General features: G+C 61.5%; 25 protein-coding genes. 12 read left to right on the forward strand and 13 right to left on the reverse strand.

Annotation, left to right across the window (positions count from 1 at the left end; all coding sequences use genetic code 11):
- Positions 1–167: 167 nt before the first annotated feature.
- Positions 168–1,166 carry a FecR family protein gene (locus QCBJ_RS04510; RefSeq protein WP_102060220.1) on the reverse strand — a complete coding sequence of 333 codons (999 nt, stop codon included), beginning with the start codon at positions 1,164–1,166 and terminating at the stop codon, positions 168–170.
- Positions 1,167–1,229: 63 nt separating this feature from the next.
- A complete protein-coding gene (locus QCBJ_RS04515; protein ID WP_015886011.1) occupies positions 1,230–1,751 on the reverse strand; it encodes an RNA polymerase sigma factor in 522 nt (173 codons plus the stop codon).
- A gap of 207 nt (positions 1,752–1,958) precedes the next feature.
- On the opposite strand from QCBJ_RS04515, the gene aroQ reads away from it, so the two are divergent.
- Positions 1,959–2,408, forward strand: a complete 450-nt coding sequence (gene aroQ / locus QCBJ_RS04520; RefSeq protein WP_015886012.1) for a type II 3-dehydroquinate dehydratase — start codon at positions 1,959–1,961, stop codon at positions 2,406–2,408.
- Positions 2,405–3,253, forward strand: a complete 849-nt coding sequence (locus tag QCBJ_RS04525; RefSeq protein WP_102060221.1) for a shikimate dehydrogenase — start codon at positions 2,405–2,407, stop codon at positions 3,251–3,253. The genes aroQ and QCBJ_RS04525 overlap by 4 nt, the downstream gene beginning before the upstream one ends.
- Before the next feature lie 134 nt (positions 3,254–3,387).
- Here QCBJ_RS04525 and QCBJ_RS04530 read toward each other — a convergent pair whose 3' ends face one another.
- Both QCBJ_RS04530 and quiC read right to left on the reverse strand, forming a co-directional pair.
- Complete coding sequence (locus QCBJ_RS04530; protein WP_043205941.1) at positions 3,388–4,029, reverse strand: TetR/AcrR family transcriptional regulator; 642 nt, start codon at positions 4,027–4,029, stop codon at positions 3,388–3,390.
- A 77-nt stretch (positions 4,030–4,106) separates the two neighbouring features.
- Positions 4,107–6,008: a 3-dehydroshikimate dehydratase QuiC gene (gene quiC, locus QCBJ_RS04535; protein ID WP_015886015.1), complete on the reverse strand. Its 1,902-nt coding sequence runs from the start codon at positions 6,006–6,008 to the stop codon at positions 4,107–4,109.
- Positions 6,009–6,229: 221 nt separating this feature from the next.
- Here quiC and QCBJ_RS04540 point away from each other — a divergent pair, with 221 nt between their 5' ends.
- Positions 6,230–7,564 carry an MFS transporter gene (locus QCBJ_RS04540; RefSeq protein WP_015886016.1) on the forward strand — a complete coding sequence of 445 codons (1,335 nt, stop codon included), beginning with the start codon at positions 6,230–6,232 and terminating at the stop codon, positions 7,562–7,564.
- Between the two features lie 13 nt (positions 7,565–7,577).
- On the opposite strand, the gene QCBJ_RS04545 is transcribed toward QCBJ_RS04540, so the two are convergent.
- On the reverse strand, positions 7,578–8,456 hold the full coding sequence (locus QCBJ_RS04545; RefSeq protein WP_046036589.1) for a DMT family transporter: 879 nt from the start codon (positions 8,454–8,456) through the stop codon (positions 7,578–7,580).
- A 199-nt stretch (positions 8,457–8,655) separates the two neighbouring features.
- On the opposite strand from QCBJ_RS04545, the gene QCBJ_RS04550 reads away from it, so the two are divergent.
- The 3 genes from QCBJ_RS04550 to QCBJ_RS04560 are packed head-to-tail and all read left to right on the forward strand — an operon-like array spanning position 8,656 to position 11,003.
- Positions 8,656–9,069, forward strand: a complete 414-nt coding sequence (locus QCBJ_RS04550) for a lipoprotein (protein ID WP_102060222.1) — start codon at positions 8,656–8,658, stop codon at positions 9,067–9,069.
- 56 nt (positions 9,070–9,125) lie between these two features.
- Positions 9,126–10,013, forward strand: a complete 888-nt coding sequence (locus QCBJ_RS04555; protein WP_015886019.1) for a neutral zinc metallopeptidase — start codon at positions 9,126–9,128, stop codon at positions 10,011–10,013.
- The gene (locus tag QCBJ_RS04560; RefSeq protein ID WP_102060223.1) at positions 10,014–11,003 is read left to right on the forward strand and encodes a hypothetical protein; all 990 of its coding nucleotides are present in this window, start codon (positions 10,014–10,016) and stop codon (positions 11,001–11,003) included.
- Positions 11,004–11,060: 57 nt separating this feature from the next.
- Here QCBJ_RS04560 and QCBJ_RS04565 read toward each other — a convergent pair whose 3' ends face one another.
- From QCBJ_RS04565 to QCBJ_RS04575, 3 genes are read right to left on the reverse strand one after another with little or no spacing between them, the layout of a single operon-like run.
- Positions 11,061–11,660, reverse strand: a complete 600-nt coding sequence (locus tag QCBJ_RS04565; protein ID WP_093544242.1) for an HAD family hydrolase — start codon at positions 11,658–11,660, stop codon at positions 11,061–11,063.
- Positions 11,657–12,526, reverse strand: coding sequence for an acyl-CoA thioesterase II (gene tesB / locus QCBJ_RS04570; protein ID WP_015886022.1), 870 nt, complete (start codon positions 12,524–12,526; stop codon positions 11,657–11,659). Before tesB ends, QCBJ_RS04565 begins: the two co-directional genes overlap by 4 nt.
- 38 nt (positions 12,527–12,564) lie before the next feature.
- A complete protein-coding gene (locus tag QCBJ_RS04575) occupies positions 12,565–13,134 on the reverse strand; it encodes a GNAT family N-acetyltransferase (RefSeq protein ID WP_015886023.1) in 570 nt (189 codons plus the stop codon).
- Between the two features lie 75 nt (positions 13,135–13,209).
- On the opposite strand from QCBJ_RS04575, the gene QCBJ_RS04580 reads away from it, so the two are divergent.
- Together QCBJ_RS04580 and QCBJ_RS04585 are read left to right on the forward strand one after the other, a co-directional pair.
- A complete protein-coding gene (locus QCBJ_RS04580) occupies positions 13,210–14,130 on the forward strand; it encodes a histone deacetylase (RefSeq protein ID WP_015886024.1) in 921 nt (306 codons plus the stop codon).
- Between the two features lie 171 nt (positions 14,131–14,301).
- Complete coding sequence (locus QCBJ_RS04585) at positions 14,302–15,528, forward strand: TIGR03862 family flavoprotein (RefSeq protein WP_102060224.1); 1,227 nt, start codon at positions 14,302–14,304, stop codon at positions 15,526–15,528.
- A 136-nt stretch (positions 15,529–15,664) separates the two neighbouring features.
- On the opposite strand, the gene QCBJ_RS04590 is transcribed toward QCBJ_RS04585, so the two are convergent.
- Together QCBJ_RS04590 and yedA are read right to left on the reverse strand one after the other, a co-directional pair.
- Positions 15,665–16,999 (reverse strand): DEAD/DEAH box helicase, encoded by a 1,335-nt coding sequence (locus tag QCBJ_RS04590; RefSeq protein ID WP_102060225.1) that lies wholly within the window; start codon positions 16,997–16,999, stop codon positions 15,665–15,667.
- Between the two features lie 48 nt (positions 17,000–17,047).
- Positions 17,048–17,944 (reverse strand): drug/metabolite exporter YedA, encoded by an 897-nt coding sequence (gene yedA, locus QCBJ_RS04595; protein WP_015886027.1) that lies wholly within the window; start codon positions 17,942–17,944, stop codon positions 17,048–17,050.
- A 160-nt stretch (positions 17,945–18,104) separates the two neighbouring features.
- Between yedA and QCBJ_RS04600 the strand changes: the two genes are divergently transcribed.
- The gene (locus tag QCBJ_RS04600) at positions 18,105–18,566 is read left to right on the forward strand and encodes an Lrp/AsnC family transcriptional regulator (RefSeq protein WP_046036585.1); all 462 of its coding nucleotides are present in this window, start codon (positions 18,105–18,107) and stop codon (positions 18,564–18,566) included.
- Between the two features lie 252 nt (positions 18,567–18,818).
- Positions 18,819–19,058, forward strand: a complete 240-nt coding sequence (locus tag QCBJ_RS04605; protein WP_102060226.1) for a DUF3077 domain-containing protein — start codon at positions 18,819–18,821, stop codon at positions 19,056–19,058.
- 187 nt (positions 19,059–19,245) lie between these two features.
- Here the strand turns inward: QCBJ_RS04605 and QCBJ_RS04610 are convergent, their stop codons facing one another.
- The 3 genes from QCBJ_RS04610 to QCBJ_RS04620 form a co-directional block, all read right to left on the reverse strand.
- Positions 19,246–19,857 (reverse strand): PolC-type DNA polymerase III, encoded by a 612-nt coding sequence (locus QCBJ_RS04610; protein WP_046036583.1) that lies wholly within the window; start codon positions 19,855–19,857, stop codon positions 19,246–19,248.
- A gap of 43 nt (positions 19,858–19,900) precedes the next feature.
- Positions 19,901–20,377, reverse strand: coding sequence for an NYN domain-containing protein (locus QCBJ_RS04615; RefSeq protein WP_015886033.1), 477 nt, complete (start codon positions 20,375–20,377; stop codon positions 19,901–19,903).
- A gap of 117 nt (positions 20,378–20,494) precedes the next feature.
- Positions 20,495–21,241 carry a DUF2076 domain-containing protein gene (locus QCBJ_RS04620; RefSeq protein ID WP_046036582.1) on the reverse strand — a complete coding sequence of 249 codons (747 nt, stop codon included), beginning with the start codon at positions 21,239–21,241 and terminating at the stop codon, positions 20,495–20,497.
- Between the two features lie 176 nt (positions 21,242–21,417).
- Here QCBJ_RS04620 and QCBJ_RS04625 point away from each other — a divergent pair, with 176 nt between their 5' ends.
- Both QCBJ_RS04625 and QCBJ_RS04630 read left to right on the forward strand, forming a co-directional pair.
- Complete coding sequence (locus QCBJ_RS04625) at positions 21,418–22,077, forward strand: YciC family protein (RefSeq protein WP_015886035.1); 660 nt, start codon at positions 21,418–21,420, stop codon at positions 22,075–22,077.
- A 40-nt stretch (positions 22,078–22,117) separates the two neighbouring features.
- Entirely contained in the window at positions 22,118–23,206 is a 1,089-nt protein-coding gene (locus QCBJ_RS04630; protein WP_046036581.1) for an endonuclease/exonuclease/phosphatase family protein, read from the forward strand.
- The last annotated feature ends 30 nt before the right edge of the window (positions 23,207–23,236 follow it).

Consider the following 23,236-nt stretch of genomic DNA (forward strand, 5'->3'; position numbering starts at 1 on the left):
TGTAGATACCGATGCCTCGATGGCGCTGAACCAGTCACCTGATGAATCGACTGACACACCGCTATCGGGGGCAAGCCCCCTCCCACATTTGGATCGCGGTCAGCTGTCAGGCCGCCAGCGGGAGCAGGCCTAACTCACCACAGGTCCAGCCCACACCTACAGGACAATCAATAGATCAAGCTGAGGCCCGCCAGATCCAAACGCTGCACGTGCAGCTCCTGGGTGAGAATGCCAAGGGCAGTGTCGAGCATATCAAGCCGAAACACCCCGCTGACCTCACGATCCCCCAGCGCCGAATCCGCCAGCACCACACGCCCAGGACGGTAGCGGTTAAGTTGCTCGATGACCTTTGCCAGCGGCTGGCGATCAAAGATCAACACACCGCGGCGCCAACTGGTGGCCCGCTCTACATCGAGCTGGTCGATGGGCACGATGCCTTCCTGGAGGTTGTAGCGTGCAGCCAGGCCCTCCTTAAGCACCCTGTCGGCCGGACCTTTTTTCGGGATAGCTTGCAGGGAAACCTCGACACTGTGCTCCAGCACCCCAACCCACGCCTGGCCATCGCCCTCGCGCGCCACCACAAACCGCGTGCCCAGTGCACGGGTTTGCCCCCCGGCGCTCTGCACCACAAACGGCCGGGTTTCCTGGCCCACCCTCGGCGCCACATCAAAGATCGCCGAGCCCTGGAGCAGACTGATACGGCGTTGCACACCGTCGTAGTCCAGGCGAATGGCACTGCCGGAATCCAGCTCTACGGTACTGCCATCGGCCAGGTGCACGGTGCGCACCTCGCCTTTCTGGGTGATGTAGTCGGCTTGCAGGCGCAACAACACGTCCGGCCCGCGCACCCAGCCAACACCGGCCACCACCACGACCAGCGCGACAGCCGCCGCACGTTGCCATGGCCTGCGTCGCTTGGACCGGCGCACCGGCAGCGTCGCCGCCGGCGGGCGTTGACGCTGCAGCGGTTCATCCTTGTACACCTCACCCAATGCCGCCCACGTCTGTTCGGCAAAGCGCAAGGCCGCTTCGTGGCGGCTGTCGCAGGCGATCCAATGCTGCAGCTCGGCCTGCTCCTGGTCGGTCAGGGCACCGGCGTGCAAGCGCACCGCCCACTCGGCGGCTGCCTCGGTAATGCTGTGCTGTTGCGGACCCTGGCTATTCACGTGTGAATCTCGAATTTTTCGTTATGTAACGCTGTGACGACTGACCTGGCATTTTTCGGTAATTCATTCGTCGGATGGCGCCACCTCGCCTTCCTGCAAGCGCTGCATCACGTAGGCCAACGCCTTGGCCAAGTGCTTTTGCACGGAACTGTCAGAAATGTCCAGGTGCCGGGCGACCTGGGCGTGGGTCATGCCTTCGATGCGGTTGAGACGGAAAATCTGCTGGGTACGTTCCGGCAACTCCGCCAGTGCCTGCTTCAATGCCTGTCGCTGTTGCTGCGCCATTGCCTGAGCCTCCAACCCGGCCACGTCATCTTCAATCTCGGCCAGCGCCTCATGGGGCACGGAGTCTGTCTTGCGCCGTGCTTCCTGGCGAATATGGTCGATCAGCAGATTGCTCGCCGTTCGATAGAGATAGCCCTGGGAGTTGTCGATGCGCTCGCCGGCCGGTTTTTCCGCCAGGCGCAGGAAGCTCTCCTGCACCAGGTCTGCGGCCAACTGCGGGTCCCGTACCTTGCGTGCCAGATACCCACGCAAGGTATCGGCGTGCTTGAGAAACAGGCCTTTGAGATCCACGTCCGACAAACCGACTCCCTGGAATGTTAAGGAAACAGGCGGGCATCTTAAGCGTTGTCGAGAATGATTTTCAATTGATATCTAATCTGATTCCAGCGCGCGAAGGGTCTGATTAACAGTTCGATAATCGAACAGATCCGCTGCCATCAATTGACCAAATTAACTAACCAGTACATTTTATCCCCACAACGAACAATAACTGTGGAGACCCTCCCTATGCCGCCCATCGTGCTGGTGCTCAACGGCCCCAACCTCAACCTGCTCGGCACCCGTGAGCCCGCCACCTATGGCCATGAAACCCTGGCCGATGTCGCTGCCCTGTGTGGCCGCAGCGCCGAACAGCTCGGGCTGAAAATCGAATTTCGCCAGACCAACCACGAAGGCGAATTACTCGACTGGATCCACGGCGCCCGCGCCCGTTGCGCCGGTATTGTGATCAACCCGGCAGCCTGGACGCACACGTCGGTGGCGATTCGCGATGCGCTGGTCGCCAGCGAAGTGCCGGTGATCGAAGTGCACCTGTCCAACGTGCATGCCCGTGAGGCGTTCCGTCATCACTCTTTCGTATCGCCCATCGCCAAGTCGGTGCTTGCCGGGTTCGGCAGCCATGGCTACCACCTGGCCCTGGAACATTTCAGCCACCTGCTCAAAGGGGCGGCCCGATGAAACCGCGCATTCTCGCCGGCTTGATCGGCAGCGGCATCCAGGCCTCGCGCACCCCTGCCCTGCATGAACAGGAAGGCGATGCCCAAGGTTTGCGCTACCTGTATCGCCTGATCGACCTTGAACCGCTGCGCCTGGACATCAATGCCCTGCCCGACTTGCTGGAGGCCGCCGAGCTCATGCACTTTACCGGGCTGAACATCACCTACCCGTGCAAGCAGGCAATCCTGCCATTGCTTGATGAATTGTCCGACGAAGCCCGGGGCATTGGCGCGGTTAACACGGTGGTGTTCAAGGACGGCAAACGCATCGGCCACAACACCGATTGCCTTGGGTTCGCCGAAGGGTTTCGGCGCAACTTGAACGACGTCGCCCGCCAACGCGTGGTGCAGATGGGCGCCGGCGGTGCAGGTGCAGCAGTGGCCCATGCGCTGCTGGCGGAAGGCGTGGAGCACTTGAGTGTTTTCGATGTGGACGCCAGCCGAGCGCGCGACCTTGTGGATAACCTGGCTCAGCGCTTCGGCACGGGGCGTGCGCAGGTCGGCACACACTTGGAAAATGCGATGGCCGAGGCCGATGGTTTGGTCAACACCACACCGATGGGCATGGCCAAGTTGCCCGGCACGCCGGTGCCTGCGTCCTTGTTGCGGGCTGAATTATGGGTCGCCGAAATCGTGTACTTCCCGCTGGAAACCCAACTGCTGCGCGACGCCCGCGCCTTGGGTTGCCGCACGCTGGATGGCGGCAACATGGCGGTGTTTCAGGCGGTGAAGGCGTTTGAGTTGTTCAGTGGAGAAGCGCCGGATGCACAGCGGATGCTGCTGCACTTCCAAAGCATGAATACCTGACGGTAGAAACCGGAGCAAAATGTGGGAGGGGGCTTGCCCCCGATGGCGGTGGATCAGCCACCTTATCAGGAACTGGCCTGCCGCAATCGGGGGCAAGCCCCCTCCCACATTTGATTGCATTCCAACCTGAGTACTCAGGCCTGCAAGTAGCGCATCACCGACTCACAAATCATCTCGCGGTGCCGCTGCTTGATCGCCTCATCCGACAGTTCGATCTGAAAGATCTCACTGAACGTATGGCGGTTGGACACCCGGTAAAAGCTGAACGAATTGATCAGCAAGTGCACATCCAGCGGCTCCAACCCTTCCCGAAACACGCCCATCTCGGCCCCACGACGCAACGTCGCACCCAGCGCCTCGAGGATGTTGCTGTTCATCGCCTTGATCGAATCCGAACGCTTCACGTATTCGGCATTGTGGATATTTTCGATGCTGACGATGCGCACGAAATCCACGTTCTGGTCGTGGTGATCAAACGTGAACTCCACCAGCCGCCGAATAGCATCACGCGGTTCCAGGGCGGTGAGGTTCATGCGGGTTTCGGTGTTGCGGATGTCACCGTAGAGCTTCTCCAGCACCTCGACGTACAACTGTTCCTTACTGCCGAAGTAGTAATAGATCATGCGTTTGGAGGTGTGGATGCGCTCGGCGATCGCATCCACGCGAGCGCCGGAAAGGCCCTGCTGGACAAACTCGACAATGGCTTCCTGGAGTATGTTTTCGCGGGTCTTTTCCGGGTTGTTCTTCCGGCTCTTGCGGGGTGCCTCGGAGGTCATGGTGCGCTCACGGCCAGTGTTATGCAGGCGCTGATTATGGGCCGCGAGGCCTCCCGAAGGAAGCACCCGGCCAGCCGTTATAAACGCGCCTGGCGCACCGCACCGCTGCGCGATTTGGCCATCGCCGCCAGGCGCACCGCCACGTTGGCCGCGCCGTAGCCGGCATAACCGTTCTTGCGCTGGATGATCTCGAAGAAAAACCGCCCTTCAAACGGCTCGGTGTACACGTGAAATAACTCACCGCCTTGGGCGTCGCGGTCGTACAGCACGTTGTAGTACGCCAGCTCGCTGAGGAATTCGTCGTCGAAATCGAAACGCGCCGCCAGGTCATCGTAATAGTTGAGCGGAATATCCAGCAGCGGCACACCCGCGTCTTTGGCGCGGCGCACTTCGGCGAAAATATCCGCGCAATCGAAGGCAATGTGGTGCACGCCCGAGCCGCGATAGCTCGACAGTGCGTGGGAAATGGCCGTGTTGCGGTTCTCGGAGATATTCAGCGGCAGGCGGATCGAACTGCAGCGGCTGCGCAGGGCGCGGCTTTTCACCAAGCCGTAAGGGTCAGGCAGCACCACTTCGTCGTCGGCTTCGAAATCCAGCAGGCTCTTGTAGAACAGCACCCAACTGTCGAGGCTGTCGGCCGGCAACGCCATGGCCATGTGGTCGATGCGCAACAAGCCGCCGCTGGTTGAAGCGGCGGGCTGCAGGTTGAAGTCGGTGTCGTACAGCCCGCCTTCGCTCGGGTCCACCAGGTAAATCAGGCTGCCATCCGGCGCGCGCACCGCCGCCAGCTCCAACTCGTTGGGCCCGACCAGGCCGCGATACGGCTGGCCCTTGTACGCCACCGCCCGCTCCAGCGCCTTCGCGCTGTCCTTGACCCGAATCGCGGTGGCGCACAACGACGGCCCGTGGGCTTCGAAAAAGTTGTGGGCAAACGAATAGGGTTCACAGTTGAGAATCAGGTTGATATCGCCCTGGCGCAACAGGCTCACGCTCTTGGAGCGATGCTGCCCGGCCTTGACGAACCCCAGGCGTTCCAACCAATGAGTGAGCTTGGCGCCGAGGCTTTCGTCAACGGCAAACTCGAGGAACTCGATGCCGTCGTATTCGCTGGCCGCCGGGGTATCAAACAGAATCTCGGCAGGTTGCGCGGGCGCTTCCTGTTTCAGGCGCTCGCGGGTTTTCTCTTCCAGGTACAGCAAGGAGCGCAGGCCATCCGCTGCGTTCGCCCGAGTTGGCGCGGCGCGGAAGCCGTCGTTGAAAATCTCCAGGGACAGTGGCCCGGTGTAGCCACTCTTGATGATCGGTGCGAGGAAACCCGCCAGGTCGAATTCGCCTTGGCCGGGGAAGCAGCGAAAATGCCGGCTCCACTCCAGGACGTCCATGGCCAGGACCGGCGCGTCGGCCATTTGCACGAAGAAAATCTTGTCGCCGGGGATGTCGGCAATGGCGCTCGGGTCGCCCTTGAGCGACAGGGTGTGAAAGCTGTCGAGCAACACGCCCAGGCTGGGGTGATCGACCTGACGCACCAGGTTCCACACCTGTTGCCAGGTGTTCACATGCTTGCCCCAGGCCAAGGCTTCATAGCCGATACGCAGGCCACGGCGGCCAGCATGTTCGGCCAGCAGGCTCAAGTCATCCAGTAGAATGCGTTCATCGCCCACGCAATCGGCCGAGGCATTGCTGCACACCAGCACCAAGTCGGTGCCCAACTCCTGCATCAGGTCGAACTTGCGCTCGGCACGCTCGAGGTTGCGCGCCAGGCGGTCACGGCGGCAACCTTCAAAGTCGCGGAACGGCTGGAACAACGTGATAGCAATGCCGAGGTCGGCGCACATCTGCCTAACTTCACGCGGGCTGCCATCGTAATACAGCAGATCGTTTTCGAAGATTTCGACGCCATCAAACCCGGCGGCCGCGATGGCTTCGAGTTTTTCCGGCAGGGTTCCGCTCAAGGAAACGGTGGCAATAGAGCGTTGCATGGGCGACTCCCGGCATTTGAGACTGGTCTTATTTACGGCAAATTATTGGCCGCTAAACTGTCGACAGCAATTAAAATGTACGAACCGGTTAGTTTTTGGTGCGATTATCGAACACTATGCCTGTTTGGCGAATTGACGATTTTTTAAGCGCTGCGCACCATCGATCCAGTAACAAAGACCCAGAACACACCATAAAAATTTCAAAAAACGGGTACAACCACATGCCTCTGCAAAACTCCGTCCTGGCCGACCGCCCGGGCAACCCGCACGCCGGCATCGGCGACAAGATCCGCGGCGCCCTGGCCGTGGGCAAAACGCGCTGGGGCATGCTGGCCCTGGTGTTTTTCGCCACCACCCTCAACTACATCGACCGCGCCGCACTGGGCGTGATGCAACCGATCCTGGCCAAAGAGATGAGCTGGACGGCGATGGACTACGCCAACATCAACTTCTGGTTCCAGGTCGGCTACGCCGTCGGCTTTGTGCTGCAAGGCCGCCTGATCGACCGGGTCGGCGTCAAACGCGTGTTCTTCTTCGCCGTACTGCTGTGGAGCCTCGCAACCGGCGCCCACGGCCTGGCCACCTCGGCGGTGGGCTTTATGGTCTGCCGCTTTATCCTCGGGTTGACCGAAGCCGCCAACTACCCGGCGTGCGTCAAGACCACGCGGTTGTGGTTCCCGGCGGGTGAACGTGCCGTGGCCACCGGCATCTTCAACGCCGGTACCAACGTCGGCGCGATGATGACCCCGATGCTGCTGCCGTTGATCCTGCATGTGTGGGGCTGGCAGGCGGCGTTCCTGTGCATGGCCTCGCTCGGTGCGATCTGGCTGGTGTTCTGGGGTTTGAAGTACTACAACCCGGAAGACCACCCTTCGGTCAAACAATCCGAATTGGACTACGTGCAGCAGCAAGTCGAGCCGGAACAACCGGGCGTCCCCTTCAGCCGTATCCTGCGGATGCGCGGCACCTGGGCCTTCGCCATCGCGTATGCCCTCACCGCGCCGGTGTTCTGGTTCTACCTGTATTGGCTGCCGCCGTTCCTGAACCAGCAATACAACCTGGGCATCAACGTGACCCAGATGGGTATCCCACTGATCATCATTTACCTGACCGCCGACTTCGGCAGCGTGGGGGGTGGGATTCTGTCGTCGTTCCTGATCGGCCGAGGCATGAACTCGATCAAGGCACGCCTGCTGTCGATGCTGCTGTTTGCCTGCTGCATCGTCGGCGTGATCATGGCCGCCGGTTCCAGCCAGCTGTGGGTCGCGGTGTTTGCCATCTCCCTGGCGATTGGTGCGCACCAGGCCTGGACCGCCAACATCTGGAGCCTGGTGATGGACTACACGCCCAAGCACATGATGAGTACGGTGTTTGGTTTCGGCGGCATGTGCGCGGCCATCGGCGGTATGTTCATGACCCAGATCGTCGGCCACATCCTCACCGTGACGAACAACAACTACACAGTGTTGTTCACCCTGATCCCGGCAATGTACTTCATTGCGCTGACCTGGATGTACTTCATGGCGCCGCGCAAGATCCCTACCGTAGACGTCTGAGCAACCGTCTGAGCTATCTGCGCCGCTGCTGCCAGGCAGCGGCCAACCCGCTCATGCAGATCACCCCGATGCCGACCACCGTGGTCACATCGGGGGTATGGTTGAACACCAGCCAGCCCAACAACCCCGCAAACACGATCTGGCAATAGCCGAACGGCGCCAGCAAAGCCGGCGCCGCGAAGCGAAACGCTTGGGTCAGCATCAAGTGCGCGGTCATGCCGCACGTGCCCAGGGCCAGCATCAACACGCCATGCCACAGCGTGGGGATCTGCCAGAAGAACGGCACCATGGCGCTCATCACCAAGGTATTGCACAGCCCGGCAAAGAAGTTGCTGGTGGTGGGGGTGTCGAACTTACTCAAGATGCGCGTGAGCAGTTGGTAAAAGCAGAAGAACAGCGCCGAACACAGCGGCAACAACACCGCCGGCGTGAAAAGTTCGCCGCCTGGATGGATGATCACCAGCACCCCGATAAAGCCACAGATCACCGCCAGCCATTGGCCGCGTGTCACATGCTCACCCAGCAGCGGCACCGACAGCGCCGTCACTAGGATGGGCGCCAGGAAGTTCACTGCCGTGGCTTCAGCCAAGGGGATGTAATGCAGCGCCGCCGTGAAGAACAAGCTGGTGCCCAGCAGACACAGCGCCCGCACCACCTGCATCCCCGGCCGTTTGCTGCGCAGTACGCGCAACCCCGATTGCGGCAGGAAAATGCCGGCCATCAACAAGGTGTGCACCAGGTACCGCGCCCACACCACCATCACGATCGGGTAGAACCCGGCCAGGTATTTGGACAGGGCATCGTGGCTGGAGAACAGGAACGTCGCCAGTACAATCAGCAGAATGCCTTTGAAAGGATGGTTGATGCCGGAAAGGGGGGTACTGACAGTCATTGGATTCTCTTGCGTGGCGAGCTGAACGCTGAGCACTGAACGAAGCAGCGCTCAACCCGGTAATCTAGCAGCCGGGCCGGAGTCTGCCCCAAGAGCATAACCAAACACCGGGCGAACAGCGCACTAAATCACGGGATTCGAGTCCAACGCTGCACGATTGCCCTCGCGCTGTACACTTTTTAACCAAGGCCTTGCCGCTATGAAAAAAACGTTTTTTATTCTGTCTGCCCTTGCTCTGCTGGCTGCCTGTAATCAGGAATCCAAGGAAGCGCCAAAACCCGCACCGGCGTCCGTACAAGCGACCCTCGTGCCGCAAACGCCGCCTACCGACAAATGGGTGGGCAAGTGGATCGGCGTCGAAGGCCTGTACCTGACCATCGCCAAGGACGACAGCATCGGCCGTGGTCACTACCTCCTCACCATGCAATACGGCCTCGACGCCGATGACGCCGGCACCTTCAAAGGTGAGGCCAATGAAGACGGCATCGCCTTCAACCGTCCGGACGGCCCACAACTGCTGCGCGCCGGTGACGGTGAAGCCACCGGGCTGAAATGGCTGGCGGATAAAAAGGACTGCCTGATTGTCGATACCGGCGAAGGGTATTGCCGCTAATAACGGCCATACTCAACCAACATCCCTGTAGGACCGTTCATCAAGAGGATTGCCCCATGCTATGGAAAAAAGGCCGACGCAGCGACAACGTGGTGGATGCCCGCGATGACAGTGGCGGGGGTGGCGGCGGCATGCGCTTTGGGGGCGGTAAAGGCTTGAGCCTGACCGCGATTGTGCTGATCGTCGGCATCGGCTGGATGACCGGCCAGGATCCGTTGCAGATCCTCGGCCAACTGACCGGCCAGATGGAACAGGCGCCCTCGGTGAGCACGCAATCGCGCCAGGCGCCTCCGGCCAACGATGAACAAGCCGATTTTGTACGGGCCGTGTTGGGCGATACCGAGGACACCTGGGGCCAGGTGTTCAAGGAAAACGGCCTGGCGTACAAGAACCCGAAACTGATTCTGTTCCGTGGCCGGGTCAACTCCGCCTGCGGTGGCGCCACCTCGGCCAGTGGCCCGTTCTATTGCCCGGCTGACCAACAGGTGTACCTGGACCTGGATTTCTTCCGGGAAATGTCGCAACGCTTCCAGGCCGCCGGCGACTTCGCCCAGGCCTATGTGATCGCCCACGAAGTCGGGCACCACGTGCAGACACTGCTGGGCATTTCGTCGAAGATCCAGGCCGCACGCCAGCAAGGCCGCCAGATGCAAGGCGACGGCGGCCTGTTGGTGCGCCAGGAGCTGCAAGCCGACTGCTTCGCCGGGGTGTGGGCCAACCGTGCGCAAAAGCGCCTGAACTGGCTGGAACCCGGTGACATTGAGGAAGCACTGAATGCGGCCAACGCCATTGGCGATGACCGCTTGCAGCAACAGGGTCAAGGGCGCGTCGTGCCGGACTCGTTTACCCACGGCACCTCGGCGCAGCGCGTGCGCTGGTTCAAGACCGGCTTCGCCCAGGGCCAGATCACTCAATGCGACACCTTTGCCGCCAAGAGCCTCTAGATGAATAAACGATTGGGATTGCTGCTGGGTGCGCTAGTCACCTGTTCCGCCTTGGCCGCCGAGCCTGTCGTAAAAGAGCATGGCGTCAAAGAAGTCAGTCCCGATCGTTTACACCTGGAGGCCGGCGACCTCAGCCTGGGCTTGAGCCAGGACTGGCGACAGCCACTGCCCACGGTCACCCGCGCCTTGATCATCGTGCACGGCCGCCTGCGCAACGCGCAGACCTACCTGCAAAGCGGTGAAGATGCCGCCGAGCAAGCCGGGCTTACTGCCAGCACGCTGGTGATCGCGCCGCAGTTTCTCAACGCGTCCGACGTGAAGCGCAACCACCTGGGCCACTCGGTACTGCGTTGGAAGGGCAACGACTGGATGGCCGGCGAGCCCTCGACCGGACCGGGCCAAATCAGTTCCTACGGCGCGCTGGACCAGATTATCAAGCACCTGGGCAACCGCACATTGTTCCCGGCGCTGAAAGAAATCGTGGTCGCCGGCCACTCCGGCGGCGGCCAGGTGGTGCAGCGTTTCGCCCTCACGGGCCACGACCACCCGATGCTGCAGACCGAAGGCATCAGCCTGCGCTACGTGGTGGCCAACCCGTCGTCCTACGCCTACTTCAGCCCGCAGCGCCCGGTGAAGTTCGACACCGCCAGTTGCCCCGGCTTCAACGACTGGAAATACGGCATGCAAAACCTGCCGGATTACGCCAAAGGTCAGCGCGCCGAGCAGCTTGAAAACACATACGTGTCACGCAACATCACCTACCTGCTGGGCCAACAGGACACCGACCCGAACCATCCCGCGCTGGATAAAAGCTGCGCCGCCGAGACCCAGGGCGCGTATCGCCTGATTCGCGGGCACAACTATTTTGACTACCTCAAGCAGCGGCATCCGCAGTTGAGCCATAGGCTGGTGGAGGTGCCGGGGGTGGGGCACAACGGGGATGGGATGTTTACGTCGCCGGAAGGCCAGAAAGTACTCTTCGGGAAATAACTGCCAAAATCGGATTAAAAATATGGGAGGGGGCAAGCCCCCTCCCACATTTGATTGTCAGCGTATGGGCTGGATCATCCGGCGCAGCACCGCACAATCCTCGGCATGCCAATCCGCCAATTCAGGCCAGGGATTTTCCGGCAGGTTCACCAACACCGTCCGCGCCCCCGCCGCCCGGCCACAGTCCAGGTCAAAGCGATAATCGCCGACCATCACCATCTCGCTCGGCGCCACGTCCCAGGCCGCTGCCAGTTTCAGCAAACCACCCGGGTCCGGCTTCGGCGGCGCATCTTCACGCCCCAGCACATCCTCGACGGCAAAGCAGTCCGCCAGGCCAATCGCCTCCAGCGTGATATGCGCCAATTCCCGCGCATTACGGGTCAGGACACCCAGGCGATCACCACGCCCGGCCAGCTCGCGCACCAGTTCCACTGCACCTTCAGCCGCGACGGAACCCTGCGCCAGCTCCCGTTCATGCTCCAGCAGCCAGGCATGCTTGGCCGCCGCGACCTCCGCCGGCAATGCCGCCAAGTGAGTGAGGATGTCGTCCTCGGGTGGAATCTCCAGCGCCACGCGAATGGCCGCAAAGTCATGCACGGCCACCGTGAGGGTGCCGTCCATGTCGAACACCCAGTGCCTGACGTCCGCCAGGCTCATGCCCAATCCTTGCGATGACGAATCAAACCTTCCTGCGTCACCGAGGCCACCAATTGCCCGGCGCGGTTGTACACGCTGCCACGGGAGAACCCACGGGAATTACCGGCCCACGGGCTGTCCATGGCATACAGCAGCCAATCATCGGCACGCAGGTCGGCATGGAACCACAACGCGTGGTCGAGGCTGGCGACTTGCATGTCTTTCTGCCACACGGTCTTGCCGTGGGGCAGCAAGGAGGTGGTCAGCAGGCCGAAGTCCGAGGCGTAGGCCAGCAGGTACTTATGCAGCGCAGGTGTGTCGGCCAGGGCGCCGTCGGCGCGGAACCACACGTATTTGACCGGGTCGGAGGGCTGCGGGTTGAACGGGTCTTTCTCGGTCACCGGGCGCACTTCGATCGGTTTGGGGCACAGCAGCTTGTCGCGCATGTGCTCGGGGATCAGGTGCGCCCGCTGCTGGGTCAGTTCCAGCTCCGACGGCAAGTTTTCCGGACCGACCACTACGGGCATGGTGGTCTGGTGATCGAAGCCTTGTTCGTCGTATTGGAACGAAGTGGTGCAGGTGAAGATCGGGTGGCCCTTCTGGATCGCCGTCACGCGGCGCGTACTGAAACTGCCACCGTCGCGCACGCGGTCCACCGAGTACACCACCGGCAACTTCGCGTCGCCAGGGCGCAGGAAATAACCGTGCAGGGAATGCACATGCCGCGCTTCTTCTACGGTCTGGCTGGCTGCCGACAACGACTGGCCGAGCACCTGGCCACCAAACAATTGGCGAAAGCCCAGGTCCTGGCTGCGGCCGCGAAAGAGGTTTTCCTCGATCGGCTCCAGGGTCAGCAAGTCCACCAGATCTTCCAATACTTGGCTCATAGAGCAACTCCTAAAATCTACGGGGCATTCCGGGCTGCCTATCCGTGCAGCGTGTCCAACCATTGGGCGCGGGTGATGCGATACAAAACATGATGGCGCAGCGGGTCATCGGCTGCGACCTTGGGGTGTTCAAAATCTGCCAGGGGATCGTAATGCATACCGATGGCCTGCATGACTTTTTGTGATGGCAGATTGGCTTCGGTGGTGAACGCGACGATTTCGTCCAACTGCAAACGGTCGAAACCACAGCGCAACGCCGTCCAGGCCGCCTCGCTGGCGTATCCCAGGCCCCAGTGCTCGCGGGCCAGGCGCCAGCCGATTTCCACCGCCGGGGTAAAGTCGGTTTCAAAGCTGACATTCGCCAGCCCGGTGAGGCCGATGAATTCACCCGTGTCCTTGCGCTGTAACGCCCACAGGCCAAAGCCGTATTCGGCGAAGTGGCCGCGAATCCGGCCGATCAAGGCGGCGCTTTCCAGGTGGCTCAACGTGGCCGGGAAATAGCGCATCACCTGCGGGTCGGCGCACATGCGTGCAAATTCCAGCAGGTCGCTGTCGCGCCATTGGCGCAGCACCAGGCGTGCACTTTCCAATTCAAGTATCGGCTCCATGGGTCCCCTCCCTTGCCATGTGCGTGAGTGTACCGCGCTGTTAAGATCCCTCGCAGGTTCCCGTCAGAAAATCCCATGCCTTTGCCATTGATCTACCACGATGACTACAGCCCCGAGTTCCCGGCGGAACATCGGTTCCCCATGGACAAATTCCGCCTGTTGCGCGACCACCTGGTGGACAGTGGCCTGACCGAGGACAGCCAATTGCTGCGCCCGCAACTGTGCCCAGCGCAGATTCTGGCCCTGGCCCATGACACGGGGTATATCGAACGCTACATGAGTGGCGAACTGTCCCGCGAAGACCAGCGCCGCCTCGGCCTGCCGTGGAACGAAGCCCTGGCCCGGCGCACCGTGCGTGCGGTCGGCGGCTCGATTCTCGCGGCAGAACAGGCGCTGGAACACGGCCTGGCGTGCCACCTGGCGGGCGGCACCCACCACGCCCATTACGATTACCCCGCGGGCTTTTGCATCTTCAATGACCTGGCGGTGATCAGCCATTACCTGCTGGCCAGCGGCCGGGTCAACCGCGTGCTGATCTTCGATTGCGACGTGCACCAGGGCGACGGCACCGCGCGCATCCTCCACGACACGCCGGATGCCATCACCGTGTCGCTGCACTGCGAAAAGAACTTCCCCGCACGCAAGGCCCAGAGCGACTGGGACATTCCGCTGCCCATGGGCATGGGCGATGCCGACTACCTCAAGGTGGTGGACGACGCGCTCAACTACCTGCTGCCGCTGTATCAACCGGACCTGGTGCTCTACGACGCCGGCGTCGATGTGCATAAGGACGACGCCCTCGGTTACCTCAAGCTGACAGACGCCGGCGTCGCCGCCCGCGACGAAAGCGTGATGCGGCACTGCCTGGGCCGCGATATTCCGGTGATGGGTGTGATCGGCGGCGGCTACAGCAAGGACCGCCCCGCCCTGGCCCGTCGCCACGGCATCCTGCACCACAGTGCGCAACGGGTGTGGACGTCATCAGGTTGTCACTGAACCGTGGGCGTTACCCACATTGCCTGTGGAACCACCTGTGGATAACTTGAGCGTAAGCCTCTGAAAGCGAGCTGCCGTAAGGCTTGTAGGAAAGTGTACGTTTTTTGATCAGGCAGCCACGCTGTCGTCGGGTAGAATACGCGGCCTATTCAAGCCACCAAAGCCCTGCCCATGCCCCAGACCTCACCTCACCACGTCACCCTGATCGGTGGCGGCCCTGCCGGGCTGATGGCTGCCGAAGTCCTGAGCCAAGCGGGCGTGCGCGTGGACCTGTACGACGGCATGCCCTCGGTGGGGCGCAAATTCCTGCTGGCCGGCGTGGGCGGCATGAACATCACCCACTCCGAGGCGTACCCGGCGTTTTTGTCGCGGTATGCCGAACGTGCGCCGCACATGGCGCCGCTGCTGCGTGGGTTTGGCGCCGAGGCGTTGTGCGAATGGATTCACGGCCTGGGCATCGAGACCTTCGTCGGCACCTCCGGCCGAGTATTCCCGACCGATATGAAAGCCGCCCCGCTGCTGCGCGCCTGGCTCAAGCGCCTGCGCGATCAAGGCGCGGTTATCCACACCCGGCATCGTTGGGTGGGGTGGAATGCAGAGGGTGGTTTACTTATCCACAGCCCGGACGGCGATAAAGTTGTCCACAGCGACGCCGTGCTGCTGGCGTTGGGCGGTGGCAGTTGGTCGCGCCTGGGTTCCGACGGTGCCTGGCTCAAGTTGCTGGAAGACAAAGGCGTGCCCTACGCCCCCTTGCAACCGAGCAACTGCGGCTTCGAGGTGTCGGCCTGGAGCGAATTGATGGTCAGCAAATTCGCCGGCGCGCCGCTGAAGAACGTTGCCATTGGGCTGGCGGATGACAAGCCTCGGCTGGGCGAATGCGTGGTCACGGCGACCGGTATCGAAGGCAGTTTGATCTATGCACTGTCGGCGCCTATTCGTGAGGCGATCAATCGCAACGGTTCGGCCACCGTGCATATCGACTTGCTGCCGAGCAAGCCGCTGGACAAGGTCCAGGCCGCCTTGGCCAAGCCGCGGGGTTCACGTTCGATGAGCAAGCATTTGCACAGTCAGTTGGGGTTGGAGGGGGTGAAGGCCGCGCTGTTGCGTGAGTTGGCACCGGCCGAGCACTTCAATGACCCGGTGCAACTGGCGGTGGATATCAAGGCCTTGCCGTTGACGCTGGTGAAGACACGGCCAATGGATGAGGCAATCAGTACGGCGGGCGGGGTGCCGTTTGAGGCGCTGGATGAGCGCTTGATGCTCAAGCAGTTGCCGGGGGTGTTTTGTGCGGGGGAGATGCTGGATTGGGAAGCGCCGACCGGGGGCTACCTACTGACAGGATGCTTTGCCAGCGGAAGGGCGGCTGGGCGGGGGATGTTGGAGTGGCTTAAGCGCTGAGATGTGTGGTGAATCCAGAGCCGGCATCGCAGGCAAGCCAGCTCCCACATTTTGATGTGTGAATACAGTCAAATGTGGGAGGGGCGGTGCGACGATTCGACTTGCCCCCGATGAGGCCATCAGCAGCGCCGAAAAATCACTTCTTCTTACGCGGCCCAGTATTGAACACCGGCACCTTGCGCACCGGCTTGATCGAAGGCTCCACCGGCGCTGCATCCCCGCTGTCCACCCACTTACCCAGGTTGCGCTTACCGCCACCCCCCGACGTTTTAGGCTTCTTCGGTTTTTTCGGCTTCTTCACCACCTGCCCGCTGGCGTCGGTGTCCGGCACACGGTGCTCCGGTTCGAAGTCCGGCTCCATCTTGCGGGTCAGGGTCTGACGCGTGAGCATCTCGATCGCCGACAGCATGTTCACTTCATCGGCACACACCAGGGAAATCGCCTCGCCGGTGTTGCCCGCACGCCCGGTACGACCGATGCGGTGGATGTAATCCTCGGCCACGATCGGCAGGTCGAAGTTGACCACCAGCGGCAAATCTTCGATGTCCAGGCCACGGGCCGCCACGTCGGTGGCCACCAGGATCTGCACTTCACTCGACTTGAAGCGGTCCAGCGCACGTTGGCGGGTGGCTTGTGGTTTGTCGCCGTGGATACCGTCGGCGTTGATGCCCAGGCCTTGCAACTTATCCACCAGCGCATCCACGCCGTTACGGGTCTTGGCGAACACCAGCACCTGCTTCCAGCGGCCTTTGCGCATCAAGTGCACAAACAGCTCCGACTTGCGCTTCTTGTCCACCGGCACCACCCACTGCTTCACGGTGTTGGCGGCGACGTTGCGCGGGCTGACTTCGATGGTCAGCGGGTCGTTGAGCATCTGCCCGGCCAGCAGGCGGATCTCATCGGAAAAGGTCGCGGAGAACAGCAGGGTCTGGCGCTTTTTCGGCAACATGCGGTAGATGTTCGCCAGCTCTTCGGAGAAGCCCAGGTCGAGCATGCGGTCGGCTTCATCCAGCACCAGGGTTTGCAGCTGGTTGAGTTTCAGCGCGTTCTGGCGGAACAGGTCGATCAGGCGGCCAGGCGTGGCGACCAGAATATCGACACCTTTGCGCAGCTTCATCATCTGCGGGTTGATGCTCACACCGCCGTACACCGCGTAGGTGGTGAGTGGCAGGTGTTGGGCGTACTCGGCGACGCTGGCATGAACCTGCTCGGCCAGCTCGCGGGTCGGGCACAGGATCAGCGCGCGCGCCGAGTTGGCGGCGACTTTCGGCCCTTCGGTGGTCAGCAGTTGCAGCAGCGGCACGGCAAAACCGGCGGTCTTGCCAGTGCCGGTCTGGGCCGCAGCCATCAGGTCGCGACCGGCCAGCACCGCCGGAATGGCTTGCGCCTGCACCGGCGTCGGGGTCTGGTAGCCAAGCGTCTCAAGGGCGCGCAGCAAGGGTTCGATCAGGCCAAGGGTGGCGAAAGTCATGTGTTTACCGTAGGAAAAATTCAGCGCAAGGGCGTAATGCGCCGCAGTTTACCTTATTTCCGGCTTGGGCTTTCGCCACTGGGGCAAGCTGATCAGCAGCACCGCGCTGATGATCACCAACATCGCCAAGGCTTCTTCCAGGCCGATGGTCTCGCCGATAAACACGATCCCCAGCAACACCGCCACTGCGGGGTTGACGTAGGCATAACTGGTCGCCGCTGCGGGACGTACGTGCTTGAGCAGGTACATATAAGCGTTGAAGGCGATGATCGAGCCGAACACGGCCAGGTACGCCAGGGCCAGCCAGCCTTCCAGCGGCGGCATGGCTTGCAGGCGTTCGCCGGTGAGCGCGCTGGCGATCAACAGCGTCACGCCGGCCACCAGCATTTCCGCAGCGCTGGCCATGGCTCCCGGTGGCAACGGCAGGCGCCGACTCCACACCGAACCAAACGCCCACGACGCCGCAGCAAACAGCAGCAAAGCAGCACCCATCGGGCTCGATTGCAACGTGCTGCCCATATTGAGCATAGCGATGCCGATCATCCCCAAGATCACGCCCGCCCATTCCAGCCGGGTATTGCGCGCGCCCCAGAAATAACCGCACAACAACGTGAACAGCGGTACGGTCGCCACCGCCAGTGCCGCCACGCCGGACGACACGCCAGTGTGCTCGGCCACACTCACCGCGCCATTGCCGAAGGTCAGCAGCAAAATGCCAATCTTGGCCGCCGCCTTCCACTGCTCCCACGTCGGCGCCGGCGCTCCACGCCAGCGCAAAAACCCGTACATCGCCGCACCCGCCACCAGAAAACGAATCCCGCCCAGCATCAGCGGCGGCCAGTACTCCACGCCGATGCGAATCACTAAATAGGTGGACCCCCAAATCACATACAACGCAAAAAAGGCAGCGATCAACGGTAAGGGGAAGCGACGTGGGCCAGGCATTGGGTAGCTCTGCGGCATGAGATAGGAGGCTTATTCTAAAAAAGCAGGTCGTTAAACATAAGTTACAAAACCTGTTTAAAACGCCGTTACACTTTTCAAAGCATGGTTATGAACGCTATAACCCGTGTTTTCGAAAGCCGCACGCAACTGGAGCCTTATCATGGACAAATACGACCGTATGCTCCTCAGCGCCCTGCTCGAAGACGGCCGCGCGTCCTACGCGCAATTGGCCCGCACGGTAAACCTCTCCGCCCCCGCCGTGGCCGAGCGCGTGGCCAAGCTGGAGGCCTGCGGCGTGATCACCGGGTATCAAGCCAAGGTGGACTTATCGAAAGTGGGTTTGCCGATTCAGTGCGTGATTGAACTGCGACTGACCAATCATGGGAGCCAGAAGGTTTATGACGCATTGGCGGAAATCCCTGAGCTGACGGAATGCCATCGGGTGACCGGTGACCCGTGCGTGATCATGCAGGCGGCGGTGGGCTCGATGCCGGAGTTGGAGAATCTAATCAACCGGATCGCGAAGTTCGGGTTCAGCAAGACGTCGATCATTTTGTCGAGCGCGATAGAGCGGCGGGTGCCGTTGGGGCAGTTGGAGGGGAATGGGAAAAATGGTGGCTGAACCGCCGCCATCGCGGGCAAGCCCGGCTCCCACATTTGTAATGCATTCCAACTGTGGGCGCCGGGCTAGCCTGCGATGGCGTCAACCGACTCACTACTTCCCGTTCTTTTGAAGGACATTTCCGAGCGACGTTTGATGTCTTGTTCTGAGCGAACTCCACCACTAGTCTTCTCCACGCCATCGATCCCTCGATGACCGGAAGTGCAAGCCGAAATTGGCGGAGGAGAGAGTTACAAGTCCCGGAGATTCAACATGGTCAAAGCAACCTCAACTGATCCCCAAGCAAACTTCCCCAGCGAAGATGCCCTGCTCAACCGCCGAGCCATCGACTACTACCTCAAAGCCTGCGCCCCGGACGCACCTCATTTCGCCCTGAACGACAACCTGAGTTTCGAAGACGCCCTCGCCCATGCGGCGGATTTGCTGCATTGCGCGGTGGAGATGGCGAAGGGGGTGGTGGATCGGGCGTTGGAGTGTGTGCAGCCGCGATAGCGTGGGGTGAGCGGGCTTTTTGTGGTGAGCGGGCTTGCCCCGCGCTGGGCTGCGGAGCAGCCCCAAAACCTGATACCCCGTTCTAACTGAAAGAACGCGGCGCCCTTAATTGGGGCTGCTTCGCAGCCCAGCGCGGGGCAAGCCCGCTCAACACAAAAGCACGCTCCCACACGGATTTGTGGCGAGGTCAGAACCCGCGATGCTTCTTCAGGTGCTCATTGATCTTCGCCGCCGGCACTTTCTGCAAGGTGCACAGCAGCTCATGGGACAGTTCGCGCAAGCCGTGCGTACGGCGCAGTTCCTGGGCCAGATGGGCGGTGAGGTTGGCCGCCATTTCCGCATCCGCCATCGCCCGGTGAGCCTTACCCGTGTGGGGCAGTTGCGCGTAGGCGTTGAGGGTGCCGAGCTTGTGGTTGGGCGCGGCCGGCATGAGGCGGCGGGCCAGTAGCAAAGAGCAGGCGAATTTTTGCAGGCGGGTGCGGCGGATCAGGCCCAGTTCGTAGTCCCAGAATTTCTGGTCGAACGCGGCGTTGTGCGCCATCAGTGGCGTGGTGCCGACGAATTCGTTGACTTCGTTCATCACCCGCTCGGCCGGTGGCGCGCTGCGCAGCATGGCGTTGCTGATGCCGGTGAGTTGTTCGATAAAGCCCGGCACGCGCACGCCGGCGTTCATCAGGCTCTGGTAGCGGTCCACGATCTGGCCACGCTCAAGGATGACCACGGCGATCTCCGTGGCCCGGCAATGACTGTTCGGCGTAATGCCGGTGGTTTCAAAGTCGATGACCGCTATACGTTCCAAACCTGTTCCCACTCCGTCTAACTGTTTATTAAGCCGCCGCGCTCTATTTGAGCAGCAGCGCGCCTTCGATCGGCACGTAGCGGCTGGCCGCGCGTATCAGCGAGTTGGCCGTCAGCCCCGGTACGCCGTAGGCCACCGCTTCGACGCCATGCTTATTGATGATGCGGTCGAGCAACATGTCGAAATCACCGTCGCCGGAAGCCAGCACGATTTCGTCGACGTGGTCGGCGGCGTCCATGATGTCGATGGTGATGCCCACGTCCCAGTCGCCCTTGGCCGAACCGTCGCTGCGCTGGATGTAGGGCTTGAGTTTTACCGTAAAGCCCAGGTTGCGCAGGATCTGCTGGAATTGCTGCTGCTTGCTGTCGCCACGGTCGATGGCATACGCGTACGCCTCGACGATCTGCCCGCGCGAGCTGATATCAGCCCACAAAGCGGCGTAGTTGAAGTGGCAACCATAGGCCTGGCGGACGGTGTAATAGAGGTTCTGAACATCGGCGAACACTGCAATTTTCTTCACCGCACTTCCTCATGACAGCCAGGCGCCAGGGCCCGGAAAGGGTGCCAGTATGCCAGCCGCGAGTGAGTTGCCGGGAAAAATCAGACCGGGGCGACGAAGCGCCCCGGCCAAGATGCGTCAGACGAAAGAATCGTCATCGCCGAAAGAGGAAGAGTCGTCGGAATAATCGCTGTCGGCGAAGCTGTCCGAGCTGTTGCTGCCCCAACTGTCGTTGCCGGCAAACTTCTGGTCATCATTGCCCCAGTTGCCGTTGTCACTGGCAGGCGCCGGCTCTTCGCGGATGATTTCTTCCACCACTTGCGGTTGTTGCGAGTTGTGGTTGAACAGGCTGCTGATACCTTCGGCCAGCAACACACCACCGGCCACGCCGGCAGCGGTTTTCATCGCGCCGCCGAGGAAACCGCTGCCCACTGGCGCTGCGGCAGGCGCCTGTTGCGGCTGCTGATAATTCTGCTGCGGCGCCGGCTGGCCAAAGGACGGCCGTGCCGGTTCACGCCAGCCACCGCCGGAGGACGTCGGCGCACTTTGGGCGGGTTGCGGGTCACGGGAACCGCCGCCGCCAAAGATGCTCGACAAGAACCCACCGCCACTCGAAGGCGCAGGTTGTGCTGATTTAGCCCGTTGCAGCTCATCCTGCAATTGCTGGATCTGCTGCGCCTGCTGTTTGTTCTGCGCGTCGAGACTCTTGAGCGCGTGTTCCTGCACCAAAATCGACTGGGTCATGTAGTACCCAGCGGCCGGTTGGCGAGTCATGTGCTCCTTGATCCGCGCTTCGGCCTGGGCGTCGCGGGGGGCTGAGTCCGTTTCGGCTTGCTGCAACCGTGAAAACAGTCCATCGATCAGGGTTTGCTCTTCGCTGTTCATGGCGACCTCGTTAGATTGCCGGTAGAAATCGTGGTGTCGCCTTTAATCAGGCGCCGTCCTAGTTATGGGGGTGTTACGAGTTGTTTCAATGGTCTTTACTCAAGGTTTACGTTTGCTTACCGCCAGTGATGATCGGTTAAAGTGTTGCCCTTGCTTTCAGGCCTGCGATGAACTTGATGAATCCGTTAGACGTATTGCGCGACTCTTTCCGCTTCACCCAACGCAACCTGGGCGCCATCGTCCAGCTGTGCTTGCCGTTGGTGATTTTCGAAGCCCTGCTGCAACAGGTGCTCAACCACGTGGTGGGCCCGGATGCGTTCCCCGGCTACAGCGTGGTGGTGGGGTTGCTGGTGTACCCGCTGTACACCGGCGCGCTGATCCTGTTTCTGGATGCTCGCACACGGGGCGAGTCGCCGCGCACTAAAGATATATGGGCCATGGCCCTCACCCTGTGGCCGCGCTTCGCCCTGCTGACGGCCATGAGCACGCTGCTGATCCTGTTGGGGCTGTCGCTGTACTTCCTGCCGGGCCTGTGGCTGATGGTGGTGCTGGCCTTTGCCGAGTACCTGCTGGTGCTGCGCGGCATGCCGGCGCTGGAAGCGATGAAGGAAAGCTTCCGCCTGAGCCGTGGGCATTTCTGGATGATCCTGGTGTGCCTGCTGTGTGTGATGACCCCCTTGTGGCTGCTCAAGGGCGCCAGTGTTGCGGCGTATCCCGAGCCTGCGCCGCTGCTGGGACTGTTGCTGGACAGCGCCCACAGCTTCCTGCAACTGTTTACCAGCGTGGTGCTGTTTCGTTTATTCATGCTGATCGGTGGCGATGCAGACGCACGGTGATATGCTCCGTGCCACTCCTGAAACGCTATAAGCCGAGCCGATGACCCGTTTATTGCGCATCACCCTGCTGGGCCTGTTGATCATCACAGGCCTGCTCGCCACCCTGATCTACAGCCTCACCTGGCGCCCCGAGCCGAAGGAAACCCTGCCGGTGAGCTGCGTTGCACCGCGTGCGCCCACGCTGCTGCCGGGGCAGGCGCTCAAGGTCATGACCTGGAACGTCCAATACCTGGCCGGCAAGAACTACGTGTTCTGGTACGACACCGCCGACGGCAGTGGCCCGGACGACCGTCCCACCGTGGAAGACATGGCCGCCAGCCTCGACGAAGTGGCACGGGTGATTCGCGATGAACAACCCGACATCCTGCTGCTGCAGGAACTCGACGAAAACGCCAAGCCCTCCCATTACCAGGACCAGCTTGCCCTGCTGCAGGAGCGCCTGGTCGACCTCTACCCCTGCAGCGTCCAGGCCTTCGACTGGAAGGCCGACTTTGTTCCCGACTGGCATATCTTCGGCAGCGTCGGTCGCAAGCTGGCGACACTGAGCCGCTACCAGATCGAGCACGCCGAACGCCTGCAGCTGCCGGCGCCCGAAGCCAATATCATCAGCCGCCAGTTCCAACCCAAGCCCGCCCTGCTGTTGACCTACCTGCCGCTGAGCGACGGTGGCCAACTGGCCGTGCTCAATACCCGCCTGGACGGTGATAGCCCTGGGCGCAGTGCGGTGCAGGAACAAGTAAAAACCACGGTCAAGCTGCTGGATAAATTCGAAGGCCGTGGCACGCCCTGGCTGATCGGTGGCGATTTCAACCTGCTGCCCCTGGGGCAATTCCTGCGACTGGACGCCGGCAAGCGCGGGCAGTATTCGCCGGACAGCGAGCTGCATTTGCTGTGGGACAAGTACCCGATGATCCCGAGTAATAGCCAATCCAGCGGGATTGACCGTGAGAAATGGTTGACCCACTTCCCCAACGACCCGAGCGTGGACGGGCCCGACCGCACGCTGGACTACCTGTTCTACAGCCCGCGGATCAAGCGGGTGGAGGCGAAGGTGCGCCAGGAGGATACGTTGCGTATTTCCAACCATCTTCCGGTGATTGCCCGCTTCCTGCTGCCCGCCGCGCCATAACCAACACCGCAAAACCCATGTGGGAGGGGG

The sequence above is a fragment of the Pseudomonas sp. QC2 genome (genome assembly GCF_002859085.1).
Lineage (GTDB): Bacteria > Pseudomonadota > Gammaproteobacteria > Pseudomonadales > Pseudomonadaceae > Aquipseudomonas > Aquipseudomonas petroselini.